This is a genomic window from Arcobacter sp. YIC-80 (genome assembly GCF_044841725.1).
GTDB lineage: Bacteria > Campylobacterota > Campylobacteria > Campylobacterales > Arcobacteraceae > Arcobacter_B.
On the sequence record NZ_JBJBSI010000005.1, the window covers coordinates 1 to 25313 of the forward strand.

At 28.0% G+C, this 25313-nt stretch carries 25 protein-coding genes; 18 read left to right on the forward strand and 7 right to left on the reverse strand.

Annotated elements, in window-relative coordinates:
* The 12 genes from ACH5BK_RS08120 to ACH5BK_RS08175 all read left to right on the forward strand — a co-directional run bounded on the left by ACH5BK_RS08120 (position 1) and on the right by ACH5BK_RS08175 (position 13722).
* The gene (locus ACH5BK_RS08120; RefSeq protein ID WP_404303645.1) at positions 1–1263 is read left to right on the forward strand and encodes a serine hydroxymethyltransferase; all 1263 of its coding nucleotides are present in this window, start codon (positions 1–3) and stop codon (positions 1261–1263) included.
* Between the two features lie 23 nt (positions 1264–1286).
* The gene (locus tag ACH5BK_RS08125; RefSeq protein ID WP_404306255.1) at positions 1287–2210 is read left to right on the forward strand and encodes an SPOR domain-containing protein; all 924 of its coding nucleotides are present in this window, start codon (positions 1287–1289) and stop codon (positions 2208–2210) included.
* A gap of 12 nt (positions 2211–2222) precedes the next feature.
* Positions 2223–3632, forward strand: coding sequence for an anthranilate synthase component I family protein (locus ACH5BK_RS08130; RefSeq protein WP_404306257.1), 1410 nt, complete (start codon positions 2223–2225; stop codon positions 3630–3632).
* 82 nt (positions 3633–3714) lie between these two features.
* On the forward strand, positions 3715–4494 hold the full coding sequence (locus tag ACH5BK_RS08135; RefSeq protein WP_404306259.1) for a pyridoxine 5'-phosphate synthase: 780 nt from the start codon (positions 3715–3717) through the stop codon (positions 4492–4494).
* A 5-nt stretch (positions 4495–4499) separates the two neighbouring features.
* Positions 4500–5426 carry a 4-hydroxythreonine-4-phosphate dehydrogenase gene (pdxA, locus tag ACH5BK_RS08140; RefSeq protein ID WP_404306575.1) on the forward strand — a complete coding sequence of 309 codons (927 nt, stop codon included), beginning with the start codon at positions 4500–4502 and terminating at the stop codon, positions 5424–5426.
* Positions 5423–6490: an ATP-binding protein gene (locus ACH5BK_RS08145; protein ID WP_404306261.1), complete on the forward strand. Its 1068-nt coding sequence runs from the start codon at positions 5423–5425 to the stop codon at positions 6488–6490. The genes pdxA and ACH5BK_RS08145 overlap by 4 nt, the downstream gene beginning before the upstream one ends.
* A gap of 64 nt (positions 6491–6554) precedes the next feature.
* Entirely contained in the window at positions 6555–7262 is a 708-nt protein-coding gene (gene pyrH / locus ACH5BK_RS08150; RefSeq protein ID WP_404306262.1) for a UMP kinase, read from the forward strand.
* Positions 7263–7281: 19 nt separating this feature from the next.
* Complete coding sequence (locus ACH5BK_RS08155) at positions 7282–7500, forward strand: DNA-directed RNA polymerase subunit omega (RefSeq protein WP_404306264.1); 219 nt, start codon at positions 7282–7284, stop codon at positions 7498–7500.
* Between the two features lie 40 nt (positions 7501–7540).
* Positions 7541–9685 (forward strand): RelA/SpoT family protein, encoded by a 2145-nt coding sequence (locus ACH5BK_RS08160; RefSeq protein WP_404306266.1) that lies wholly within the window; start codon positions 7541–7543, stop codon positions 9683–9685.
* 17 nt (positions 9686–9702) lie between these two features.
* Complete coding sequence (gene tyrS, locus ACH5BK_RS08165; protein ID WP_404306267.1) at positions 9703–10911, forward strand: tyrosine--tRNA ligase; 1209 nt, start codon at positions 9703–9705, stop codon at positions 10909–10911.
* A 13-nt stretch (positions 10912–10924) separates the two neighbouring features.
* Complete coding sequence (locus ACH5BK_RS08170; RefSeq protein ID WP_404306269.1) at positions 10925–12007, forward strand: nitronate monooxygenase; 1083 nt, start codon at positions 10925–10927, stop codon at positions 12005–12007.
* Between the two features lie 98 nt (positions 12008–12105).
* Positions 12106–13722, forward strand: coding sequence for an N-acetylmuramoyl-L-alanine amidase (locus ACH5BK_RS08175; RefSeq protein ID WP_404306271.1), 1617 nt, complete (start codon positions 12106–12108; stop codon positions 13720–13722).
* On the opposite strand, the gene ACH5BK_RS08180 is transcribed toward ACH5BK_RS08175, so the two are convergent.
* From ACH5BK_RS08180 to ACH5BK_RS08195, 4 genes are read right to left on the reverse strand one after another with little or no spacing between them, the layout of a single operon-like run.
* Positions 13685–14131: an NUDIX domain-containing protein gene (locus ACH5BK_RS08180; protein WP_404306273.1), complete on the reverse strand. Its 447-nt coding sequence runs from the start codon at positions 14129–14131 to the stop codon at positions 13685–13687. The two genes, ACH5BK_RS08175 and ACH5BK_RS08180, sit on opposite strands and share 38 nt — an antisense overlap.
* A gap of 13 nt (positions 14132–14144) precedes the next feature.
* Entirely contained in the window at positions 14145–15212 is a 1068-nt protein-coding gene (locus ACH5BK_RS08185; RefSeq protein WP_404306275.1) for an LptF/LptG family permease, read from the reverse strand.
* A gap of 1 nt (position 15213) precedes the next feature.
* On the reverse strand, positions 15214–15768 hold the full coding sequence (gene pth / locus ACH5BK_RS08190; protein ID WP_404306277.1) for an aminoacyl-tRNA hydrolase: 555 nt from the start codon (positions 15766–15768) through the stop codon (positions 15214–15216).
* A 10-nt stretch (positions 15769–15778) separates the two neighbouring features.
* Positions 15779–16315 carry a 50S ribosomal protein L25/general stress protein Ctc gene (locus ACH5BK_RS08195; RefSeq protein ID WP_404306279.1) on the reverse strand — a complete coding sequence of 179 codons (537 nt, stop codon included), beginning with the start codon at positions 16313–16315 and terminating at the stop codon, positions 15779–15781.
* Between the two features lie 154 nt (positions 16316–16469).
* Between ACH5BK_RS08195 and folD the strand changes: the two genes are divergently transcribed.
* From folD to ACH5BK_RS08215, 4 genes are all read left to right on the forward strand, one after another.
* On the forward strand, positions 16470–17336 hold the full coding sequence (gene folD, locus ACH5BK_RS08200) for a bifunctional methylenetetrahydrofolate dehydrogenase/methenyltetrahydrofolate cyclohydrolase FolD (RefSeq protein WP_404306281.1): 867 nt from the start codon (positions 16470–16472) through the stop codon (positions 17334–17336).
* On the forward strand, positions 17329–18114 hold the full coding sequence (gene lepB, locus ACH5BK_RS08205; protein WP_404306283.1) for a signal peptidase I: 786 nt from the start codon (positions 17329–17331) through the stop codon (positions 18112–18114). The genes folD and lepB overlap by 8 nt, the downstream gene beginning before the upstream one ends.
* On the forward strand, positions 18114–18569 hold the full coding sequence (gene rpiB, locus ACH5BK_RS08210; RefSeq protein WP_404306285.1) for a ribose 5-phosphate isomerase B: 456 nt from the start codon (positions 18114–18116) through the stop codon (positions 18567–18569). The genes lepB and rpiB overlap by 1 nt, the downstream gene beginning before the upstream one ends.
* A 137-nt stretch (positions 18570–18706) precedes the next feature.
* A complete protein-coding gene (locus tag ACH5BK_RS08215) occupies positions 18707–19933 on the forward strand; it encodes an HD domain-containing protein (protein WP_404306287.1) in 1227 nt (408 codons plus the stop codon).
* Between the two features lie 10 nt (positions 19934–19943).
* Here the strand turns inward: ACH5BK_RS08215 and ACH5BK_RS08220 are convergent, their stop codons facing one another.
* A complete protein-coding gene (locus ACH5BK_RS08220; protein WP_404306289.1) occupies positions 19944–21878 on the reverse strand; it encodes a TonB-dependent receptor domain-containing protein in 1935 nt (644 codons plus the stop codon).
* A 125-nt stretch (positions 21879–22003) separates the two neighbouring features.
* On the opposite strand from ACH5BK_RS08220, the gene ACH5BK_RS08225 reads away from it, so the two are divergent.
* Together ACH5BK_RS08225 and ACH5BK_RS08230 are read left to right on the forward strand one after the other, a co-directional pair.
* Positions 22004–22252 (forward strand): hypothetical protein, encoded by a 249-nt coding sequence (locus ACH5BK_RS08225; RefSeq protein ID WP_404306291.1) that lies wholly within the window; start codon positions 22004–22006, stop codon positions 22250–22252.
* 2 nt (positions 22253–22254) lie between these two features.
* Positions 22255–22653 (forward strand): hypothetical protein, encoded by a 399-nt coding sequence (locus tag ACH5BK_RS08230; RefSeq protein ID WP_404306293.1) that lies wholly within the window; start codon positions 22255–22257, stop codon positions 22651–22653.
* Between the two features lie 29 nt (positions 22654–22682).
* Here ACH5BK_RS08230 and nth read toward each other — a convergent pair whose 3' ends face one another.
* Together nth and uvrB are read right to left on the reverse strand one after the other, a co-directional pair.
* Positions 22683–23330 (reverse strand): endonuclease III, encoded by a 648-nt coding sequence (gene nth, locus ACH5BK_RS08235; RefSeq protein ID WP_404306295.1) that lies wholly within the window; start codon positions 23328–23330, stop codon positions 22683–22685.
* Positions 23327–25300 (reverse strand): excinuclease ABC subunit UvrB, encoded by a 1974-nt coding sequence (gene uvrB, locus ACH5BK_RS08240; protein ID WP_404306297.1) that lies wholly within the window; start codon positions 25298–25300, stop codon positions 23327–23329. The genes nth and uvrB overlap by 4 nt, the downstream gene beginning before the upstream one ends.
* Between the last annotated feature and the right edge of the window lie 13 nt (positions 25301–25313).

The following is a 25313-nucleotide window of genomic DNA, read 5'->3' on the forward strand; positions in this document are numbered from 1 at the left end:
ATGAGCTACATATCAAGCGCAAACTTAGAGACAGCAGATAAAGAGATATTTGATATCGTTGAGCAAGAGTTAGAAAGACAAACAACACACTTAGAAATGATTGCTAGTGAAAACTTTACTTCACCAGCAGTTATGGAAGCAATGGGTTCTGTATTTACTAATAAATATGCAGAAGGTTATCCATACAAAAGATATTATGGTGGATGTGAATTCGCAGATAAAGCTGAACAATTAGCTATTGATAGAGCTTGTGAAATTTTTGGATGTAACTATGCAAATGTTCAACCTCACTCAGGTTCACAAGCAAATGGTGCAGTATATGCAGCATTATTAAAAGCAGGTGATAAAATCTTAGGTATGGACTTATCTCATGGTGGTCACTTAACTCATGGTTCTAAACCTTCATTCTCTGGTAAAAACTACCAAGCATTTTACTATGGGGTAGAATTAGATGGAAGAATTAACTATGATAAAGTAATGGAAATTGCTAAGATTACTCAACCAAAAATCATTGTTTGTGGAGCATCAGCTTACGCAAGAGAGATTGATTTTGCTAAGTTTAGAGAAATTGCAGATGCAGTTGGAGCTATTTTATTTGCTGATATTGCTCACATTGCAGGACTTGTTGCAGCAAATGAACATCAATCACCATTCCCTTATGCAGATGTAGTTACAACTACAACTCACAAGACTTTAAGAGGTCCAAGAGGTGGTATGATAATGACAAATGATGAAGATATTGCTAAGAAAATTAATTCAGCAATCTTCCCAGGATTACAAGGTGGACCACTTGTACACGTAATGGCTGCAAAAGCAGTAGCATTTAAAGAGATTTTAGCTCCCCAATGGAAAGACTATGCTAAGCAAGTAAAAGCAAATGCAGCAAAACTTGGAGAAGTATTAGTTTCAAGAGGATATGATATTGTATCAGGTGGAACAGATAATCACTTAGTATTAGTATCATTCTTAAATAAAGACTTTTCAGGAAAAGATGCAGATGCAGCATTACAAAATGCAGGTATCACTGTAAATAAAAATACAGTACCAGGTGAGACAAGATCACCATTTGTAACATCAGGGGTTAGAATTGGATCACCAGCATTAACAGCAAGAGGAATGAAAGAGCAAGAGTTTGAATATATAGCTAATAAAATTGCTGATGTATTAGATGATATTGAAAATACTGATCTTCAAACTACTGTTAAAGCTGAATTAAAAGATTTAGCTAACAAGTTTGTTATTTATAATCAGTCTACTTACTAAATTTTGATAAATAAGGATCAATTATGGAAATTAAAGGCGATGATTTTTTAAAAAAAATCCAAGTACATCAAGAAAGAGAAGAGTTAGAACAGAAATTAAATGAATTAGAAGAAGTAGAAAGTCATATAGGAGCTTCTACTAATTTAAATAATAATGTTCCTCCAAAAGCTCAAAGAAATAATGAAGACCCAACAGAACAAGAATTGGATAATATCATGCTTCAATCTTCAAGAACAAATGAAGAGAACAAGAAAAAATATCTAATTTTAGGATTAGTTTTAGTTGTAGTATTTTTATTAACTATCATTGTAATTCGCCTTTTAACAGATAGTCCAAAAGAGGATCCTTTTACTTCAAATCAAAATGAAACTGAGTTTTCACAATCAAATGAAGAAGAAAACATAGAAGAAAATTTTCAAAAAATAATGAATGATAGAGTTAAAAAAAGCAATGAAGACGAAGAAATTATTTCAGAAGAGAAGTTAAATGAAATAAAACAAAGTGTAATTGAAGAAGAAAAACCTAAAAATAAACCTTCAATAGCTGAGAGTGACTTAGATGCAACAATTGCTAAAATTAAAGAGCAAAAGAAAAAAGAAGTAGAACAAAAAAAAGAAGTTGTTAAAAAAGTTGTAAAAAAAGAAGAACCAAAAGTAGAAGTAAAACCTAAAAAAAGCGTTAAAGACTTAATCCAAAGTTCATCAAATGCAGCACCAAAAGGTTACTTTGTGCAAATTGGAGCATTTAGTAAAACACCAAGTGCTAATTATATAAATAAAATTAGAAGTGCAAATCTAAAATATAAAATATATAAAGTTGATGTAAAAGGAAAAATGTATAACAAAGTACTTATTGGACCTTATTCATCAAGAGCAACGGCAAAACAAAATGTAGAAGATATTAAGAAAAAACTGAACCTAAGCGGTGCTTATGTTCTTAAATTTTAAACTGGACAATTAATGAATTTTTATAGTAAAGAACTATTTTTAGACCAATTTACACCTGTTTCAATATATGAAAAGGTAAAAGCCCTATATCAAAAAGAAGTTACATTTCTTTTTGAAAGTACTATCAACTCTAGTGATGGGAACTATTCTTTCATAGTAATAGGAGCAAGAGAACGTGTTTGGTATGAAAATGGAATTTGCTATTTTAAAAATGAAGAAGGAAATATCAAAGAAGTCGATTCTAATCCTTTAAAATTTTTACAAAACTATTATAAAAACTTTGATAAAGAGTTTTATAAACAAAAAGCACTAGAACTTGGTATTGGTTTTGTAGATGGATTTATTGGAAATATTGGATATGACATAGGCAAAGAGTTTGAACCTACTCTTAAAAACTCTATGAATTCTTTAGAAGATCAACTAAATATTCCCGATTTAGACTTAATACGACCAAATATAATTCTAGGTTTTTCCCATAAAACATCTAAACTAATAATGTTAACTTCTATTGACTCTCAAAAAAGTGAACTTGATAAAATTGAACAAGAGCTTTATACTCCATATAATTATGAAGCACCAAAGAAAGCTGAAATTTTAGATGAAGGAAAATTTAATTTCACTAAAGAACAGTTTTTTGAAATGGTAGCAAAATCAAAAGAAATGATTAGATCAGGTGATGTATTTCAAATTCTTATGTCAAATAGATTTATTCAAAAAGCAAAAGTAGACAATCTAAGTTTCTATAGATCTCTTAGAAGTAAAAACCCTAGTCCATATTTAGTTTTTTTAGAATATGAAAACTTTTGTATAGCAGGAAGTTCACCAGAAGTAATGGTAAAGTTAGTAGATGGTCATTTATTATTAAGACCAATTGCTGGTACAAGAAAAAGAGGTAAAACTTTAGAAAAAGACATTGAAATGGAAAATGAGCTTAAAAATGATGTGAAAGAGAATGCAGAACATCTAATGCTTGTTGACTTAGGAAGAAATGATGTGGGAAGAGTAGCAAAAGCTGGAACTGTTAAAGTTACTGATTTAATGAGAATTGAAAAATACTCACATGTAATGCATATAGTATCAGATGTAGAAGCAGTAATAGATGATAAATATGATATGTTTGATTTATTTATGGCAACTTTTACTGCTGGGACGATGACAGGAGCTCCTAAAATTAGAGCTATGGAATTAATAGCACAATTTGAAGGAATTAAAAGAAATTTCTATTCAGGAAGTATTGGTTATTTTGGTTTCAATGGAAATATGGATAGTTGTATTACTATTAGAACAACTATGATTACAGATGATAAAGTAATTTTTCAAGCAGGTGCAGGTGTAGTTGCAGATAGTAAACCAGAAGATGAATATTTAGAAGTTCATAATAAACTTGCTGCAAATATTGCTACGTTAAAAGACTTATCTTAAAAAACTAATTTTTATTCTCTTCTTTATTTAATATTGGATATGATTTCATCATTGAAATTAATCCATTATTAAAGGACCTATTTTGTTACTTGGTGTAAATATAGATCATATTGCTGTTTTAAGAGAAGCTAGAAAAATCAACGACCCAAACCCATTAGATGCTGTAAGTATATGTAAACTAAGTGGTGCAGATCAAATCACAATTCATCTAAGAGAAGATAGAAGACATATTCATGATAATGATGCAAAAGTAATTTGTGAACAATCAGCCTTACCTGTAAACTTAGAGTGTGCAATTGATGAAGATATTATTGATATTATATGCAAGTTAAAACCTGCACGGGCAACACTAGTTCCAGAAAAAAGAGAAGAAGTTACAACTGAGGGTGGGCTTGATTTAAAAGGTTCATATAAAAAACTTGAAAGTGCAATAAAAAAACTTCATAAAAATGAAATAGAAGTTTCACTTTTTATTGATCCAACAAAAGAAGCCATTGAATTATCAAAAAAACTTGAAGTAGAATGGATAGAACTGCACACAGGTTCGTTTGCCAATATCTATGCAATGTTAAATACTAACTTATCAACAACACACCATAGTATAAAACAATTAGAACTTAGTAAAGAAGACCTAAAACAAAAACTTTCTTTATCAATAAAAGAAATTAAAAAAGCTGTAAAATTTGCAGAAAAAAATGACTTAAAAGTAGCAGCAGGTCATGGCTTAAATTATCAAAATGTAACTTTAATTTCTGAAATAAAAGGTATTAAAGAGTTAAATATTGGCCAAAGTATTATTGCTAGATCTGTTTTTACAGGTTTAAAAGACGCAATAATAGAAATGAAAAACTTAATTAAATAGGGATAATTATGAAACCTAAAATAGCTGTAAGTATTGGTGATTTAAACGGTATTGGGATCGAAATTGCATTAAGAAGCCATGAAAAAATTTCAAAACTTTGTAAACCAATATATTGTATTAGTGAAAAAATGCTCAAAAGTGCTGCAAAAGAATTAAAACTTGATATTCCTAATGATTTTACTACTATTAAAGTAAAAGGCGAACATGAAATTAGACCAGGGGTAGTTACAAGAAAAGCAGGAAAATACTCTTTTGATTCATTTATGCAAGCTATTAAATTAGCTGATGAGAAAAAAGTAGATGCAGTTTGTACCTTACCTATTAATAAAGAATCATGGAATAAAGCAAATATAAAATATAAAGGTCATACAGAAGTTCTAAGAGACTATTTTGGGAAAAATGCAATAATGATGCTTGGATGTAAAAAAATGTTTGTAGGACTTTTTACAGAACATATTCCTTTAAGAAAAGTTGCTAAAAAAGTAGAAGAAAAAGATTTATTAAAATTTCTACTAGACTTCCACAAAAATACGAAAGCTAAAAATATTGGTGTTTTAGGATTAAATCCCCATGCAAGTGACAATGGTGTTTTAGGGGAAGAAGAAGTTCAAATTTTTAAGGCTATTAAAACTGCAAATAAAGAATTAAAAGAAAACATCTTTAAAGGTCCTTTAGTTCCAGACACAGCATTTTCACCAATGTCAAGAAAAAATTATACTTATTATGTAGCAATGTATCATGATCAAGGCTTAGCACCTCTTAAAGCTTTATATTTTGATGAAAGTATAAACGTAAGCCTAAATCTTCCAATTATTAGAACTTCTGTTGATCATGGAACAGCTTTTAATATTGCATATAAAAACCAAAAACTAAATACAAAAAGTTATATAAATGCAATTAAAGAAGCAATAAATCTAATAAAAAATAAATGAAAACATTAGAAGCTTGCTATGAGATTAATTTTTCAAAAATTAATTTCATAGAGAGAAAAATCAGAGTTACACACCCTAAAACTATAATAAAAGGTGCTCCTAAAGTAGGAAAAAGTTTTTTAATATATGACTATTTATCCAACTTTAAAACACAAGAATATATTTATATAGATTTTTATGATCCAAGAAATGATAAAGAAGAAATAAAAATATTTTTAGATGAATTTTTAAGAGAGAAAAAGATTAAAGTCTTAGTAATTGAAAATTTTGACTTTAGCTTTGATATTCCTTATTGTGAAAGTATAATAATAAGTTCTAATATAGATAAAAAACTTAAAGGTTTTAGATATATTACTGTATTTCCTTTAGATTTTGAAGAGTATTTGCTCCATGATAAAAAATATCAAAATACTACTCAAAGTTTTAACAATTTCTTGAAATATGGAAATTTACCAGAAATATCAAACTTTGAAGAACATAGAAAAGCCCAAAGACTTCAAGAAATTATAAAACTACAAGCAAAAGATGATACACATTTTAGAATATTAAATATTTTATTTGAAAACATTGATGAAAAGAAATCTTTATATCAATTATTTACTACCCTTAAATCAAAAATAAAAATCTCTAAAGATAAATTTTATGATACTTGTAAAAAACTAGAGAGTGAAAATATAGTTTATTTTCTATCTAAATATAACCAAGAAAAAGCTACTAAGAAAATATACTCTTATAATCATAGTTTTTTAAATGTTATAAGTCATACAAAAAAGTTTAAAAATGAGTTTACAAATATGATTTTTTTGGAACTAATACATAAAAACAAAGAAATCTACTACTTAGATTCTATAGACTTTTATTTAAAAAATAAGAGTCATGCAATTGTTGCTATTCCATTTTTTAATACATTTTTAATGAATGCCACTTTAAAAAAAATTTATAAAAATATGAGTGAAAATAATATAAAAGAACTTTTTATTATAACTATTTCAAATACAGAGATAATTAAACATAAAAAATTTAAGATAAATGTACTTCCTTTTTATGAATGGGCTTTAAGTTAAAAGCAATGTTAATCAAATATTAATTAAAACTTAGATATAATCGCAAAATTGTAAAGGAACATAGATGAATAAAAGAGTACTTGTAAAATTTTCTGGAGAAGCATTAGCAGGAGATGAAGGTTACGGTATAGATACTAAGATTTTAGACTATATTGCAAATGAAATCAAAGAACTAGTTGATAATGGTATTGAAGTTGGTATTGTTATTGGTGGTGGTAATATCATTAGAGGTGTAACAGCTGCTGCTGATGGTGTTATTAAAAGAACTAGTGCTGATTATATGGGTATGATGGGAACTGTAATTAATGGCGTTGCGATGCAAGAAGCTTTAGAATATAAAGGCTTAAGTGCAAGATTACAAACAGCAATTAAAATGGAACAAATAGCAGAACCATTTATTGTAAGAAAAGCAATGAGACATTTAGAAAAAGGAAGAGTTGTAATTTTTAGTGCTGGAACAGGAAATCCATATTTTACAACTGATACAGCTGCAACTTTAAGAGCTACTGAGATTGGTGCATCTATGCTAATCAAAGCTACTAAAGTTGATGGAGTATATAATAAAGACCCTATGAAATATGATGACGCAGTAAAACTTGATACAATCAGTTATGACAAAGCATTAGAAGATCATATTAAAGTTATGGACGATACAGCAATTGCACTTGCTAAAGATAACAACCTTCCAATTGTTGTAGCAAATATGAATGAAAAAAGTAATTTACTAAATATCATCAAAGGTGATTATAGTAAATGCTCAATTGTAAAATAGAAATAAAAAAGGATTTTTAATGATGAGATTAGAAGAAAGAATGACAAAAGCCTTAAAGCAAGTAAATAATGATAGATATATCTTAGCTATTGCTGTTGGACAAAGAGCTGATGAATTAAGTAAAGGTGCAAAACCACTATTAGAACAAAATACTCAAAATATGAAATATACTGACATTGCAATTGATGAAATTGCAAATGGTTTATTAAAAATTGATGGTTTTGTAGAAGAAGCATAGTTATAAAAGCTTAAGGCTTTTATAACTTTAGTTGGTGATCATGGATCCATTTATTACAAAAATTCAAAATATTAATACTGTTGAAGATGCTTTAGCAGAACTTAATAACCAAACAAATCTTTCCCCTAAACTACACGATTTAATCAATTTTATCATAGAAGCTCATGAAGGTCAGTTTAGAAAAAGCGGTGAACCTTATTGTGTGCATCCAATTCTTGTTGCTTGTATTACTGCTCACTTTTCCCAAGATGAAGCTATTATAGCAACAGCCCTACTTCATGATGTAGTAGAAGATACAAATTTTTCATTAGATTATGTTACAGAACAATGGGGTAGTGACATTGCCCACATGGTTGATGGTTTAACAAAAATTGTTGAAATTAGAGAAAGTGAATTTATATCTTCAAATAGTAAAAATGACTCTAAACTAATCTCTTCTGCACTAACATTTAGAAAAATGCTTATTGCCTCTATTGATGATGTTAGAGTTTTAGTTGTAAAACTTTGTGATAGACTACATAATATGCTAACTCTATCAGCACTTCCAGCGAATAAACAAAAAAGAATCGCCGAAGAGACTTTAGTTGTTTATGTACCTATTGCTAATAGGCTTGGTATTTCTACTTTAAAAAATACTCTTGAAGATTTAGCTTTTTATTATATTTATCCAAATGAATATAAACAAATTGATAAGTTTTTACAAGAACAACAACATGCAATGCAATTAAATTTTAATAATTTTATTGCTACAACAACTAAGCTTTTAGAAAAAAATGGCTTTGATCCAGAAAAATTTAAAATTTATAGTAGAGTTAAACATCATTATTCTATTTATTTAAAAATGCAAAGAAAAGGTATTTCAATAGATGAAGTACTTGATTTATTTGCTATTAGAATTTTAGTAGAAGATGATATTGCATGTTATAAAGCCTTAGGTTTTATTCATTTAGAATTTAAGCCTTTAATTTCAAGATTTAAAGACTATGTAGCAACACCAAAAGAGAATGGTTACCAAACTATACATACAACAGTGTTTTCAAATTCAAAAATTTATGAGATTCAAATAAGATCATTTGAAATGAATAAAATTGCAGAATTTGGTATTGCAGCACACTGGAAATATAAATCAGGTGAAAAGAATACTACAAATTTAAACTGGCTAAAATCTTTAGAATTTTCAAATGATAATATTGAAGAGTTTTATCAAGATACAAAAAATGATCTTCATGATGAAGATATGGTAGTTTACTCTCCAAAAGGTGAAACATTTAATCTACCAATTGGTTCAACTGCTTATGACTTTGCTTTTGCTATTCACAGTGATATTGGTAAAAAAGCTATTGCTTGTTATATAAATAAAATTAAAAAGCCTCTTCTTACAGAGTTAAAAAGTACAGATATTGTAACAATAGAAATAGGAGATAAAGAGATTCCTAGATGTACTTGGTATGATATGGTTAAAACATCAAGAGCAAAAAAACAAATCAAATTTTTATGTGCACATAGAAAAAGAGAAATTGATGAAATGTCAGGTAAAAATATAATTGATACTATTTTTTCAAGATATCACAATGAAGTTTCGAAAAAATACCCTTTTGAAGCCCCATATAAAGTTCCAGAAATTCCTGAGTACTTTAAATATGTAAAACAAACAGTTGAAAAAAGCATAGTAAAAGATAAAGGTTTAGTAACTAGATTTAAGATTTTAACTAGTAAAGTAAAAGAATTTAAATTTGATAATGTCTTAGTATATTCAAATTTTAGTATTAATTCTGTATCATTTGACCACTGTTGTCATCCAAAATTTGGTGATGACATAGTAGCCTTTAGAAATGGTAATGAAGCAATACTTCACCATAAAATGTGTGATAAAGCATACGAAAAAATCAAACAAAAACACCAAATGTTATTTTGTAAATGGACAAGAGATACACTATATCAATATAAAATGCTAGTAAGTCTTCCAAATACTAAAGGTGAATTAGCTAGATTGTTAACATATATGAGTCAATATGAAGGTTATATATTATCTGTAGATTATGGTAGACAAAAACACTCATATAGACAATATTGTGATATTGAATTTGAAATTAATAAATCAAATATAGACGAAGTTAAAAAAATTATAGAAAAAAAAGTAAAAGTAATAGAATTTTTTTCAAAAAAAGATGCATATAAAAATTAAGTGAAGGAAATAAGTTAATGGAACAAAAAATTAAAGAAGCATTAGCAGAAATCAAAAGAGGAACTGCTGAAATAATAGATTTAGAAAGAATTGAAAAACTTATTAGAAGATATTTTGAAACAGGTGAAAACTTTAATGTAAAGGCTGGATTTGATCCAACAGCACCTGATTTACATTTAGGGCATACAGTTTTAATTCAAAAAATGGCAACTTTCCAAAAATTTGGTGGAATTATTCAATTTTTAATTGGAGATTTCACTGCTAGTATTGGTGATCCAACAGGAAAAAGTGAAACTAGAAAAGTTTTAAGTAATGAACAAGTACTTAAAAATGCAGAAACATATAAAGAACAAGTATTTAAAATTTTAGATCCAAAAAAAACAAAAGTAATGTTTAATTCAAAATGGTTAAATGAACTAGGAACAGCAGGACTTATAGGTTTAGCTTCTAACTTAACAGTAGCAAGAATGCTTGAAAGAGATGATTTTGCAAACAGATATGCTGCAAAAACTCCAATTGCTGTAAGTGAATTTACATACCCACTATTACAAGGATATGACTCAGTTGCTATGGATACTGATATTGAAATGGGTGGAACTGATCAGAAATTTAACTTATTAATGGGAAGAACTTTACAAAAAGCTTATAACTGTAAAAAACAACAAGCTGTACTTATGATGCCTATTTTAGAAGGTTTAGATGGAGTTCAAAAAATGTCTAAATCTTTAGGTAACTATATTGGTGTTACAGATGAAGCATTTGATATGTTTGGAAAAGTTTTATCAATTTCAGATGAGTTAATGTGGAGATATTTTGAATTATTATCTTCTAAATCATTAAAAGAAATTGAAGAATTAAAAAAAGCAGTTGATGAAAAAACTGTTCATCCAAAAGATGCAAAAGATATGCTTGCAGTTGAAATTGTTGATAGATACCATGGAATTGGTTCAGGTGAGCAAGCAAAAGAAGAATTCAAAAAAGTATTTGCTAAAAAAGACATCCCAACTGAAATAGAAGAATACACATTTGAAGAAAATTCTTGGATTTGTCAAGTCCTAGTTGATGCTAATCTTGTAAATTCTACTTCTCAAGCAAGAAGAGATATTAAAGCTGGTGCAGTTAAAATTGACCAACAAAAAGTAACAGATGATAAACTAAATTTAGAAAAAGGTGAGTATATTTTACAAAAAGGTAAAAAGAATTTCGCTAAGATATTAATAAAATAAATAAGGGCTAATTTTGAAAATAGGAAAATATGAAATAAAACATCCAATCATCCAAGGAGGAATGGGTGTAGGAATAAGTTGGGATCAATTAGCTGGAAATGTAAGTAAAGAAGGCGGATTAGGAGTTATCTCTTCTGTAGGTACAGGATACTATAGACATAAAAGTGAAAATGTACAAGTAGTAATGAGAAAAGATAAGCCTAAAGATGCTGCAAATTTTTATTCAAGAGATGCATTTTTTGAAATTGTAGAAAATGCAAGAAAAATCTGTGGAGACGCACCTTTAGCATGTAATATTTTACATGCTTGTAATGATTATGGAAGAATGGTAAAAGATGCTTGTGAAGCAGGTATCAACATCATAATTACAGGAGCGGGGCTTCCTACAAACATGCCTCAATTTACTCAAGATTATCCAGATGTAGCATTGGTACCAATTGTATCTAGTGCAAGAGCATTAAAACTAATTTGTAAAAAATGGCAAAAATATAATAGAGTTCCAGATGCAATAATCGTTGAGGGTCCACTTAGTGGAGGTCATCAAGGATTTAAATATGAAGATTGTTTTAAAGAAGAATTTCAATTAGAAAATATAGTTGGACCTGTTATTGAAGAATCAAAAAACTGGGGTAAAGATATTCCAATTATTGCAGCTGGTGGAATTTGGGATAAAAAAGATATTGAAAAATTCCAAGCTTTAGGTTGTACAGGTGTACAAATGGCCACAAGATTTATTGGAACTTATGAATGTGATGCGCATGCAAATCTTAAAAATGTTCTTTTAAATGCAAAAGAAGAAGATATTAAATTAGGTAAGTCACCTGTTGGATTACCAGCAAGATCAGTTAGAACTAATTTACAATTTTCTATGGAAAATAACACTGCACCAAAAGTACAATGTATTTCAAACTGTGTAGCTCCTTGTAATAGAGGTGTTGAAGCTAAAGCAGTAGGATATTGTATTGCAGATAGACTTAGTGCAGCATACAATGGAGATACTGATACAGGTTTATTTTTCACTGGTGCAAATGGTTATAGAATCAACAAAATTATTAGTGTTAAAGAACTAATGGAAAAATTAACAAAAGGAGAATAAAAATTTTTAAAAAATTTTTTATTCTTAATCTTTTACTAATAACATTTTCTTTAAATGCTTTTAGTGATAGCTTAAAAGATGAATATCATTCATCTAAAATGAGCTACCTAAAAGCAGTTCTAAAAAAAGACAATGAACAAAAAATAAATTCCTTAAGAAAACTTATTATTTTAGGGAAGAAATTAAATAAAGACACAACTCCTGATAAGAAAAAACTTGAGATTTTATTAAAAAGACAAGATAAATCTCTTGGGAAAAAAATTACAGAAACAAAAAAAACAAATTTCTTTCAAACATCAACAAAAAATAAAATTGAGTCTATATATACACTAGAAAATAATATAGTAATTAACTACTCAAATAATGTAAGTAAAGATGATGTTTTAAGATTTTTTGAGTTAAAAAGCAAAGATTTAACTAAAGATGTATATGATTTAAAAGGCAATTTTCCTTTTGCAAAAGAGACTAAAATCTCTATAAAAGGTGTTGATAAAATTGTAGTAGGACAGTTTAAACCATATACCTTAAGAATAGTAATATCAAATAAAAAAAATCTTAAAACTTCATATTTAGTAGATAAAAAACAAATCATTATAACTATTGATGATTTAAAAATACAAAAGAAAAAAACAATTTTAAAGAGTAAACCTTCACCTATAATTGATAATAAGTTTATTGATAAAAAGAATAACATAAGAACTTTGTATACTCAAGAAAATAAAATAATTGTTGAATTTAACAAAAATATATCAAAAAAAGATGTTAAATATGTGACATATAAAAGTAATGGATTAGTTCAAGAAGTCTTTGATATCAAAGGTAAATTTAAATATGCAAAACCAATAAAACTTAAAATAAATGGTATAGATAAAATTGCAGTAGGCCAAACTAGTTCAAATAACCTAAGACTTAGACTTAGTAATAAAAAAGATTTAAAACTTATTTATATAGTTAATAAAAAAGAATTGGTAATAAAAATACTTAATCTACCTACTACATCAAAAACTTCACAAAACAGTCTATATAACATTTTCAAAGATAAAGTAGTAGTAATAGACCCTGGACATGGAAAACAAGATGTAGGAGCTGTAGGACCAAATAAAAGGTATGAAAAAGTTGTTACGTTAAAAGTTTCAAAACAATTATACTATATGCTAAAAAAAAGAGGTTATAAAGTTTATTTAACAAGGCATAATGATAGTTTTATAAAAGTAAGAAATAGAACAATTTTAGCAAATAAAAAAAATGCAGATATTTTTATCTCAATTCATGCAAACTCAGTTCCAAAAAGTAAAGCCCACAGAATATCTGGAATTGAAACATTTTTCTTAAGCCCTGCTAGAAATGAAAGAGCAAAAAGAGTTGCTGCAAAAGAAAATAGTGTTGATGTAAGAAAAATGAGTAACTCAACAAAAGCTGCATTTTTAGAATCATTAAACAGACCAAGAATTACAGCTTCACATAAACTAGCTATTGATGTACAAGCAGGGCTTTTACAATCAATTAAAACAAAATATAAAGGTGTAAATGACTCAGGAGTAAGAGAAGGACCATTTTGGGTTCTTGTAGGAGCTCAAATGCCTTCTATTTTAATAGAGTTAGGATATATGTCTCATCCTATTGAAAGTAAAAGATTATATAGTACTCAATACCAAAAGTTATTAGCAAAAGGTATTGCTAATGGAATAGATTCTTATTTTCTAAAAAATCCTTAATCTCATTTATAAGTTTTGATTGTTTTTTCTTTATAGGAGGTAAATCATCCAATGAAAAAAACTTTACTTTTGAATTCTCCCAAGATAAATAATTACTTTTTAAAACATAATCATTAAATTTCTCATCTAAATCTTCTATATTATTAGCATTTACTAACCAAATTCCTATATCTTTTTCTAGATTAATTTGTTCAAAATAATCTTCAAATAAGCCTATTTCAATATCAATAGAACTCTCTTCTAAAAACTCTCTTTTGGCACAAGAAAAAGCAGTTTCATCTTTTAACTTCATTCCCTTTAGGCAACCCCATTTATCTCTACTCATTACTGATTTACATAATAAAATCTTAATATCATTATTTTCAACTAGATAAGGAACTACACCATAAGCTTTTGCATGTGATTTCATTTAAGTATTACCTTTAGGAATTTATTTTTCTATTATAAATATAAAGTGATAATAGTACCCAAATTACCATTGGAAGTAAAATAGACACTTCTGGAATTAAAATACCACCATTTGTAAACTTATAAAGCATAAAAAATATACCCCAAACTATAAGTGTTCCAAAAACACTAAAAGAAACAAATTTTCCCATATTAAAAAATCTACTATTTAAAGAAGCAAAAGCAAATGTCAACAGAATCAAAGGAATAACAAAAAATGGTACAACTATTTGATTATATAAAGCTCCTCTAATTTTATCCGTATTAATTCCTTGATTTGTTAATAATATTAAAGCTGAAGCTGCATCGAAAATAGAAAAATTAGATTTTGATTCATAAACATTATCCAAAATTTTTGGTCTAAATCCATCAAGAGTGTGTAAAAACTTTTCGTATTTTACTTCTAGCTTTGCATTGGCTTTTTCCAAATTTGAAGGTTTTGTTATTACTTTTGCATCTACTATATACCATCTATCATTTTGAAAATAAGCATTTTTAGCAATAATTGTTTGAGTAATATCATTGTCTTTTACTTTATAAATATGGATATTTTCAGCTTTTTTTTCCAAAGGTAATAATTTTTTGAAATATACATAATTATCATTATATTTTAAAAAAATATCTGCTTTTGTATTAGTGAAATAATCTCCATTAGAGATTTTTCTTTTTTGATCATAAGAGTATGCTAAAGGTGTTGCTTGAAGCAAAACTAATAATGATATTAATGAAATCGATATTATTACTACAGGCATATATATTTTACTTCTTGTACTTCCCACAGCATTAAAAGCAACAAGTTCATTATTTTTTATAAATAAAACTAAGGTAATTATCCATCCAAAAATAATAGATAAAGGTAATGCTAATGTTAAAGTAAAAAAAGCATTATATAAAAGATATAAAAGTTGTAAGTTTGCTGAATTAGGTAAACTTTTAAAATTTTGTAAAAAATCTATTCCTACGAAAAAAAGTTCTAGGGAGATTAAAACAATAATAAAATTTAGTAAGTATTTTTTTAAAATATATTTAGTTAATATGCTCATTTTATTTCAATGTAAATTTAGATTTTACTTGAGCGATGTCTTCCCCACTTTTAAGTGCTTCAATCGCTTTAATAGTATGAGGTATTATATCTTGTAGTTTATTTAATTCTTCTTTTGAAAAGTTATCTAATACATAATTTACAACTTCGCTTTTATTTGCAGGCTTTCCAATACCTATTCTTATTCTTATATAATCTTTTCCAATATGAGAATCAAGTGATCTTAGACCATTATGTCCCCCATGACCTCCACCAATTTTGAACTTTACAGCTCCAAATGGTAAATCTAAATCATCATGAATAACAATTATATCTTCTAATTCAATTTTATAATACTCTTTTATGGCATGAACTGCTAATCCTGAGTTGTTCATATAAGTTGTAGGTTTTGAATATAGGCTGTAGCCTGATTTTAAAAGTGTTGAATGAAAGTTTGCTTTATTTATATTTGCAGTTGTAAGGTTTTTAGTTATCTCATCGATAACTAAAAATCCTACATTATGTCGTGTTAATTGGTATTTTTCACCAATATTTCCAAGACCAACTATTAAGTTCATAAGTCTAAAATTACTTAGCTTTAATTACACCAACAACTGGAACTCTTGGATCTAAGTAACAATCAACATTTTCTGGCATTTCTAAATCTCTAATTAAGATGTTATTCCCAACATCTAAGTCAGTTACATCTAGAGTGAAGTTTTCTGGTAAGTTTTCAAATGTACATTTAACAGGAACTCTTTTAGTGTGAACCATTAAAAGACCTTTGTTTTTGATACCTTTTGCAATACCAGTTGCTACTACAGGAACTTTGTAAGATGCTCTTACACCTGCTTGTGCTACCATTAAATCAACGTGTAATAAATCAGAAGTGATTGGACATCTTTGGTACTCTTGAACCACTACTTTTAATTCTTTATCTCCAACTTTTACATCAAATGCTAAACTATCTTTATTTTTCATAAATCTAATAAAATCATTTCTTTTGAATGCAGCTGAAATATTCTCTAAACCTTTTCCGTAAATGTTTGCAATTAAGAAACCATCTCTTCTTAAAGTTTTTGTTGCTTGTTTTGTCATACTATCTCTTACGATACCCTCTAACATAACTATCCTTTTTTTTAATTTTGAAGCGCGATTTTACCTGAAAGTAACTTTAAGTTTGTTTAAGTTTTACTCTATTTTAAGTTTAACTTTTTGTAATCGATTTTTAGATAATATATCTGTTTAAAATTAACAATATAAATAAGGGTTAAGCTCCATGACATTAATAGACGGGAAAGCGTTATCTGCAAAAATAAAAGAAGAAGTAAGAGTTGAAGTTGAAGAACTTAAAAATAAAGAATCAATTACTCCAGGATTAGCAGTAGTTTTAGTAGGAGATGATGCTGCAAGTGCAACTTATGTAAATAGCAAACACAAAGCTTGTGAAGCTGCTGGAATTTACTCAGAGGTACATACAAAACCATCGACTACAACTCAAGAAGAGTTATTAGAATTAATCGAAAAAATGAATAATGATCCAAAACTTGATGGTATTTTAGTTCAATTACCATTACCTAAACATATTGATACTACTACAGTTTTAGAAGCTATTAATCCACTAAAAGATGTAGATGGTTTTCACCCATACAATGTAGGAAGAATGGTTTCTAATTTAGATTCATTTTTACCAGCAACTCCATTTGGTGTGATGAGAATGTTTGAGGAACATAATATTGAATTAAGTAGTAAAAATTGTGTTGTTATTGGTTCATCTGATATTGTTGGTAAACCAATGGCATCATTACTTACAAATGCAAAAGCAACTGTAACTGTTTGTAACTCAAGAACAAAAGACTTGAGTGCTCATACAAAAGCTGCTGACATAGTAATCATAGCAGTTGGTGTTCCACACTTACTTAAAGGTAATATGTTAAAAGATGGTGCTGTTGTAATTGATGTTGGGATTAACAGACTTGATACAGGTAAATTAACTGGGGATGCTGATTTTGAAGATTGTAAAGATAAATGTTCATTTATTACACCTGTTCCAGGAGGAGTTGGACCTATGACAATTGGTATGCTACTTAAAAATACTCTTAAAGCTGCAAAATTAAGAGATAAAAGAGAAGGTAAAAATGTTTAGAAAATTATATGACTGGTCCTCTTCATGGACTGGTACTATTGTAATAGTACTAACAATTATTTTTTTCGTGGCACAAGCTTTTGTAATTCCAAGTGGTTCTATGAAAAATACTTTATTAATCGGGGATATGCTTTTTGTAAAAAAATTTTCTTATGGGATAGCAACACCAAGGATTCCTTGGCTTGAAGTAAAAGTACTTCCTGATTTTAATGACAATGGGCATTTAATAGAAGGAGATAGACCCAAAAGAGGTGATATTGTAGTATTTAGATATCCAAAAAATGAAAAGATACATTATGTAAAAAGAGCAGTTGCTACTGGTGGCGATATTATTGCTATTCAAAATAAAAACCTTTACCTTCATCCTAAAGAAGGGGATGAATACGTAAAAGCAAATTATCCAAAAGAAAATATTATAGAGTATGATAATAAACTTTGGGTTATAAATCCATACAAAAAAAAGCATCCTGGAGTTCATAATGATCCAAGCGTTGTAAATAATGGTTTACATCCAAGTGAACTATTTAATATGATGCCTGTAAAAATTCCAGAAGATGAAACATTTATGATGGGAGATAATAGAGATCATTCTAATGATTCAAGATTTTGGGGAACAGTTCCTTATAAATATATAGTGGGGAAACCATGGTTTATTTACTTCTCATGGGATGATGATTATAAAATTAGATGGGATAGAATGTTTAAATCTGTAGAAACATTAGAAGAAGAAATGGACAAGAAAAATTTTAAAATAGAACATAAAGAAGGAATTTATTAATGAAATATTTTATTGGGGCTGATCATGCAGGTATTGATATTAAAGCTTACGTAAAAGAGTTATTTGAAAAAAGAGGCCATGAAGTTGTTGATTTAGGACCAAACAGTAAAGATAGAGTTGACTATCCTGATTTTGCGGCAAAAGTATGTGAAAATGTATTAGATAATGAAGGAAGCAAAGGTATTTTAATCTGTGGTTCTGGTATTGGTATGAGTATGGCTGCAAATAAATTTGATGGTATTAGAGCTGCTCTTTGTCACAATGAATATTCAGCTCAAATGGCTAGAGAACATAATGATGCAAATGTAATTTGTTTGGGTGAGCGAGTTTCTGGATATGGAATGGTTGAAGCTATAGTTGATGCTTGGAATAATTCTTCTTTTGAAGGTGGAAGACACGAAGGAAGAGTTGAAAAAATAAATGCTTTAGGGAAAATGGGTTCTTGTAGAGTATAAAACTAAAATAAAAAAGGATTTTTCATGAGAGAGCCTTGGCAAGTATATTTAATGATGTTTGCTGTTGTAGCCTTAATGCTACTAGGGAAAAAAATGATGTTTTTTGGAGATGATAAAAAAGACCCAAAGGATAAAAAGTGATAAATCCAAAAATTATTGATGATATATTTTCATCTGCTTCAATCCAAAGATGGAATGACTATCCAAGAATGGTTGAACTTGTAGAGCTTGACAAACAAGCTCATAAGTTCATCATTGCTTACTTCATAGCAAAATTAGAAAAAGATGTAAACTTTACACATTTAATAGAAGCTGGTATATTTGAATTTCTAAGAAGAGTTGTTGTAACTGATATTAGACCTGATGTATTTAGAAAAGCTTTACAAAGAAAAGCTGATGAAATCAATAAATGGGTAATCTCAAAGTTAAGCCCTTCTTTAAAAGATATAGATAATGGAAATTTTCTTCAAAAGTTTGAAGAGTATTTAAAAACTCCAAATATGTATAAAAAAGAAAGATTTATACTAAAAGCAGCTTCTTATCTAGCAACAAAATGGGAATTTTCTATTGTTTATCAAACCTCAGCTTTCTTATCTGATATTGAAGATGTTAAAAAAAGTGTAGAAGAAGAGATTGAGGATTATTATGAACTAATAGGTGTCAGAAAAATTGCTTTAAATAAAAAATTAGCAAAAATAGTTGATTTAAGTGGAAGATTAAGGTTTCAAAAAAGATGGGCTCAAACTCCAAGGGTTCCAGAAACATCAGTACTAGGACACATGTTAACAGTTGCAGTTTTTAGTTACTTTTTCTCAATAGATATAAATGCCTGTGATAAAAGACTTCAAAATAATTTCTTCACTTCACTGTTTCACGACTTACCAGAAGCTCTAACAAGAGATATTATCACACCTGTTAAATACTCAGTTGATAATCTATCTGATATTATTGCTGAATATGAAATACAAAAAATCGAAGATGATATTCTTCCTTTCATACCTGCAACTTTACATGATGAATTTTCTTATATCCTAGGACTTTATGATGGACAGAAAGAAGAGTTTTTAAATAAAATATATATAGACAAAATTGAGATTGTAGAAGATACCTCAAAATATAATAGTGATAAATATAATACTATTGATGGAATAGCTTTAAAACAATGTGATAAACTTTCAGCTTTTATAGAAGCTAGTTTATCAATCTCACATGGAATAAAATCCAAAGAGCTTATAAATGGAAAAAAACAAATATTTAAGAGTTTAAAAACGGTACAAGGTATAGACTTTAAAGAAATAGCTAAAAAAATAGATCATGAGTTTGGAACAACTGGCCAAACTCAAGTTAGAATTGATTTTGATTAAAATATAGCTATTAAAAGCTATATTTTAAATTTGCGTAGAAATATCTTCCTGGGTCATTTAATAATTCAGTATTTCCATTTCCTATATATTTAATATCATTATAAGTATTTGTTGATGTATAAGTTTTATCAAAAATATTATCAATTCCAAGTGTAAATCCAATATTTTTAGTGATTTTATTACTATATTTTGTATTTACTACAGTATATCCACTTAACTCTTGCTCTCCATTATCTGAATCAAAACTATCCCAACTATCAACAGCTATAATTTCAGTAGTAAATTTTGCATCACCTTTTTCATAGTTAATAGCAAAATTTCCTTTTAAAGGTGCAATTTCAGCTAAATCTTTATCAGCATAATCTCCATCTTTTTTTCCCCTTTGATATGCAATTCCATAATCAAATGAGAATTCATCATTTAAGTAGTAAAAACCACTTATATCTAAACCATATATTTTGGCATCTATATTTGTAAAAGTTCCAGTATTATAGATATAATCTTCAAGTTTTGAATAAAAAGCTTTTGTTCTAATATTAAAGCTCCCTATTGTTTTTTCAAAACCTAGATCAATTTCATAGTTTTTTGTTTGTTCTAAATCTTTGTTTCCACTACCTGAATAATATAATTCTCTTGAATCAGGAACTCTTGAAGCCTTCCCTACTCCTGCAAAATATTTTGTATTTTCATCTGCTGTATATGTAGTAAATATATTTGCATTTAAGGAAGTATATTTTTTATCATTGTCTATTGAAATATTATCAATATCTGTATAGTCATATCTTGAACCAAACTCTAAATCAAATTTACCATAAGTTTTTTCAACTTTTACAAAAAAAGCTTTATTTGTAGTATCAGTTGAAGCTAAACTAACTGTATCCATAGATAAATCACTTTTAAATTTTCTACCTTTCCAGTTTCTTTGACTTGCATCTAAACCAAAAGTATATAAAGTATCAGAAAGTTCCATACTATTTTTAAGTTTAAGTCCCTTAATTGAGCTTTTCATGTGATTTGTAATATTTTTCATCATCATAGCATTATTTCTTTCTCTTACACTCATAGGATGATCAACATCTGAGTAATAATAATCAAAATTTAGCTCTTTTGAATATTTTCCTAAATCTCTTTTTGTATACCCTAAAGTATAAATATTTGAGTCATCATAATCTGCGTCCATTGGTGTATTCGGATATAAAACATTATCACTTCTGTTTGCATTATAAGATAGTTTTATCTCACTACTATCATCTATATTAAAAATAAGTTTTGTTAAAATTGTCTTTTTTTCATAAGCTTCTAAATCACTTTTTGAGTATTGATTAGACATTGGCACACCATGAGCTTTTTGCTGTTCTAAAAAGTCATTTCCATTTCCATCTTCATATTGATCACTCTTTTCTGTTGAGGCTGATACTAATACTTTAAACTTATCATTTCCTCCACTTACACTAGCACTTAGTTTTTGATATCCAAAACTTCCTAAACCTGCATTGATTTCACCTTTAAATTCTTTTGTTGGTTGTTTTGTATTTACTTTTACCTTTCCACTTAAAGTACCAAAATTTTCCACATCATAAGGGCCTTCAATTACTTCTACACTTTCTATATTGTTTGATAATACATGAGAAGTTGGTGGGTCCATTCTATTTGGACATGCACCATATATTTTCGCATTATCAATTAAAATATTAATATTATCTTTTTTTTGACCTCTTAAAATGATATCATTTGCTATACCACTTCTTCTAACAATTGAAATTGAAGGAACATTTTTCATCAGCGATTCAGCTAAGTCAGCACTTTTAATTTGATTATTACTTACATCTTTTACTATTTTAGTATTTACTTTTTCTTGAACTTCAATTTTTTCAAGTTTTATAATATCATTTGCACTTAAAATGCTCGCAGCGCATAAAAGTGAAATTGTAGTAATCTTTTTCATATTTTTCCTTGATAAATATTTTCGAAAATTATCCTATATAGGTGTTAATTTAATATTAATTATTAGTTAAATAAATGTTAAGTTTGGTGAAACTTTGTTATAATCCAAAGAAAAAAGGATAGGTATTGAGTAAAATTACACTTGATGTTGATAAGCAAAATGTCGAAACACTTTTAGTAATACTGAAAAATCTAAAAAGTGATCTAATAAAAAATATTAGTATAGACGAAAAAAATATTTTAAATAAAATACAAGAAAAAAAAGCTATAAAACAACAAGCAGTTTTAGAAGATGAGTTTATACAAAAACCTACAAATTCAAAATATTTATCAAGAGATGCTTTTAAAAATAAGCTTCATTCAAAAAAAGGATAAAAATGCAAATTTTAATATTTTCATTACTTATTATTGCATTAATAATTTATGTAGTTTATAAGATAAAAAAAACATTTACAAAAAAAGAATTAATTAGTTTTATAAGTATAGTTATTTTACTTATTACAGGTGCAGTGTATTTAAATCACTTAGAAGAAAATAAACTCCCAAATGCCTTTAAAGCAAACTACTTAGATGAAAAAGGTATAAAAATAGAAAAACTTTCTATCAATCAAACTAGTTTAGAAGTTTTAAGTAGTAGTAAACAAATTTATGATTTTATTTATATAATAAACAAAAATGGAAAAGATTTAGTTTGTGAAGCAAAAAATGTTGAAGCTCAATTAATTGAAGATGAATATGTCTTTAAAAATTTCAAAGAAGAATGTAGATTAAAATAGGTAGATAACACTATCTACCTATTTTAAAGTTATTGTGGTTTAAAAGATGACTTTGTCTTACATACATGAGGGAAAAGACAGTTATCACAGTCTGGCTTTACTGCTTTACAAATATATCTTCCAAATAAAACCATAGCTTGATGGAAAATATGTAAATCATCTCCTTTTAATCTTTTTACTAAATCAGCTTCTGTTTGATCAACATTTTTAGCATCAGATAGACCTAATCTATGAGAAACTCTAAATACATGAGTATCAACAGCCATAAGGTTAGCTCCTTCAAACTCAATCATAAATACATTTGCAGTTTTATTTCCGACACCTGCAAGTTTCATAAGTTCCCTTTGATTATGTGGAATTTCTCCTCCAAAATCCTCTAGTACACTTTGAGCCATTTTAATAATATTTTTCGATTTATTATTAAAAAATGAACATGACTTTAGAAGTTCTTTTACATCCTCTAAATTTGCTACGGCAAGTTCTTTTACACTTGGATATTTTTCAAAAAGTGCAGGTGTTATAATATTTACTCTTTTATCAGTACATTGCGCAGATAAAATAATAGCTATTAATAATTCATAATCATTTCTATAATTTAACTCTGTAACTGCATCTGAATATTTTTCAACAAATGCTTCTTTTATAATCTCTATATCTTTTTTTGTTGCTTTTTTCATATTTTTTTCACTTTATCAATTTCATCTCTAAGTCTAATAGCTTCTTCAAAGTTTAAGTCTTTTGCAGCTTTTTTCATTTGTTTATTTAACTCAATTAAGATCTTCTTTCTCTCAGCTGCAGGCATTTTTTCCATCTTCTCTTTTTTCCATGCCAAATCATCGTACTCTTCAAGTTTTAGATTTTCATCTAATCTTCTTTTTGTTGATGTTGGAGTGATACCATGTTTTTTATTATGTGCTTCTTGAAGTTCTCTTCTTCTAGCTGTTTCATCAATTGCATATTGCATAGAATCTGTAATTTTTTTAGCAAATAATATTACTCTACCGTTTTGATTTCTTGCAGCTCTTCCTATTGTTTGAATAAGAGAGGTTCTACTTCTTAAGAAACCTTCTTTATCTGCATCTAAAATAGCTACTAAAGAAGTTTCAGGAATATCAAGCCCTTCTCTAAGTAAGTTAATACCAATTAACACATCAAACTCACCTAGTCTTAACTCTCTAATAATCTGATTTCTCTCAATTGCATCAATCTCAGAGTGCATATATTTTACTTTAATTCCTAAATCAGAATAATAAGAAGCTAACTCTTCTGCCATTTTTTTAGTTAAAACTGTAATAAGAACTCTTTCATCTTTTTCAATTACTCTTTTAACCTCATCGTAAAGTTTTTCAACTTGATGTTCAATATCCATAATCTCAATTTTTGGATCAAGTAATCCTGTAGGTCTAATAATCTGTTCTGCTACTACAGCACTTTTTTCTATTTCTAAGTCATTTGGAGTTGCTGATACAAAAAGATATGAAGCTTTTCTATTAATAAACTCATCAAATTTTAAAGGTCTATTATCAAGTGCACTTGGAAGTCTAAATCCATACTCTACAAGTACTTCTTTTCTACTTCTATCTGCTGCATGCATTCCTCTAAACTGTGGAAGTGATACATGTGACTCATCAACTATAAGTAAAAATTCTTCGTGCATAGATTCAAAATAGTTCATAAGTGAGTATGGTGTTTCTCCTGGCTTTTGACCTGTAAGATGTCTTGCATAGTTTTCAATTCCCTTACACATACCAGTACCTTCAATCATCTCTAAATCAAACTCAACTCTTTGTTTTAATCTTTGATATTCAACTAATTTATCATTTGCTTTTAGGTTAGTTAGTCTTTCATCTAACTCTTCTTCTATTTGTTTAACTGCTGTTGCTAATTTATCATTTGATACAACAAATGGATTTACAGAATAAATTATCGCTTCATTTAACTCTTTTGTTTTATTATTTGTTAAATATTCATGTTTTGTAATTGATTCTACTTCATCACCAAAAAACTCAACTCTAATAAACTCATCTTCAAAGTAAGCAGGGAAAATATCAATAACATCTCCATTTACTCTAAAATCCGCTCTATCAAAAAATTTATCATTTCTTTTATAACCCATTTCCACAAGTTTTAGTAGAAACTCTCGTTGAGAATATTCAAAACCTACTTCAATTCTTTGAACCATAGATTTATACTCTTCTGGATTACCAAGACCATAGTTTGCTGATACAGACGCGATTACAATAACATCATCAAAAGATAAAAGTGAAGCTGTTGCACTAAGTCTTAGTCTTTCTAACTCAGCATTAATCGAACTGTCTTTCTCAATAAATAAATCAGTTCTAGGAATATATGCTTCTGGTTGATAATAATCATAGTAAGAGATAAAATATTCAACATGATTATTTGGGAAAAACTGCTTAAATTCAGAGTATAACTGTGCTGCTAAAGTTTTATTATGAGTCATAATAAGAGTTGGTTTTTGAGTCTTCTCAATTACCTTTGCCATAGTATAAGTTTTACCACTACCTGTTACACCTAATAGTGTGTTATATTGGTTTCCATCTTGGATACTTTTACTTAAGGCCTCTATTGCTTTTGGTTGATCTCCTGCTGGAGAGTATTCTGATTGAACTTTAAATTTTGCCATAGGCGATTATATC

Coding starts and splice junctions, on each gene's coding strand:
- ACH5BK_RS08120 (WP_404303645.1), top strand. CDS start 1: ATGAGCTACATATCAAGCGCAAACTTAGAGACAGCAGATAAAGAGATA.
- ACH5BK_RS08125 (WP_404306255.1), top strand. CDS start 1,287: ATGGAAATTAAAGGCGATGATTTTTTAAAAAAAATCCAAGTACATCAA.
- ACH5BK_RS08130 (WP_404306257.1), top strand. CDS start 2,223: ATGAATTTTTATAGTAAAGAACTATTTTTAGACCAATTTACACCTGTT.
- ACH5BK_RS08145 (WP_404306261.1), top strand. CDS start 5,423: ATGAAAACATTAGAAGCTTGCTATGAGATTAATTTTTCAAAAATTAAT.
- pyrH (WP_404306262.1), top strand. CDS start 6,555: ATGAATAAAAGAGTACTTGTAAAATTTTCTGGAGAAGCATTAGCAGGA.
- ACH5BK_RS08155 (WP_404306264.1), top strand. CDS start 7,282: ATGATGAGATTAGAAGAAAGAATGACAAAAGCCTTAAAGCAAGTAAAT.
- ACH5BK_RS08160 (WP_404306266.1), top strand. CDS start 7,541: ATGGATCCATTTATTACAAAAATTCAAAATATTAATACTGTTGAAGAT.
- tyrS (WP_404306267.1), top strand. CDS start 9,703: ATGGAACAAAAAATTAAAGAAGCATTAGCAGAAATCAAAAGAGGAACT.
- ACH5BK_RS08175 (WP_404306271.1), top strand. CDS start 12,106: ATGAGCTACCTAAAAGCAGTTCTAAAAAAAGACAATGAACAAAAAATA.
- ACH5BK_RS08180 (WP_404306273.1), bottom strand. CDS start 14,131: ATGAAATCACATGCAAAAGCTTATGGTGTAGTTCCTTATCTAGTTGAA.
- ACH5BK_RS08185 (WP_404306275.1), bottom strand. CDS start 15,212: ATGAGCATATTAACTAAATATATTTTAAAAAAATACTTACTAAATTTT.
- pth (WP_404306277.1), bottom strand. CDS start 15,768: ATGAACTTAATAGTTGGTCTTGGAAATATTGGTGAAAAATACCAATTA.
- ACH5BK_RS08195 (WP_404306279.1), bottom strand. CDS start 16,315: ATGTTAGAGGGTATCGTAAGAGATAGTATGACAAAACAAGCAACAAAA.
- folD (WP_404306281.1), top strand. CDS start 16,470: ATGACATTAATAGACGGGAAAGCGTTATCTGCAAAAATAAAAGAAGAA.
- lepB (WP_404306283.1), top strand. CDS start 17,329: ATGTTTAGAAAATTATATGACTGGTCCTCTTCATGGACTGGTACTATT.
- rpiB (WP_404306285.1), top strand. CDS start 18,114: ATGAAATATTTTATTGGGGCTGATCATGCAGGTATTGATATTAAAGCT.
- ACH5BK_RS08220 (WP_404306289.1), bottom strand. CDS start 21,878: ATGAAAAAGATTACTACAATTTCACTTTTATGCGCTGCGAGCATTTTA.
- ACH5BK_RS08230 (WP_404306293.1), top strand. CDS start 22,255: ATGCAAATTTTAATATTTTCATTACTTATTATTGCATTAATAATTTAT.
- nth (WP_404306295.1), bottom strand. CDS start 23,330: ATGAAAAAAGCAACAAAAAAAGATATAGAGATTATAAAAGAAGCATTT.
- uvrB (WP_404306297.1), bottom strand. CDS start 25,300: ATGGCAAAATTTAAAGTTCAATCAGAATACTCTCCAGCAGGAGATCAA.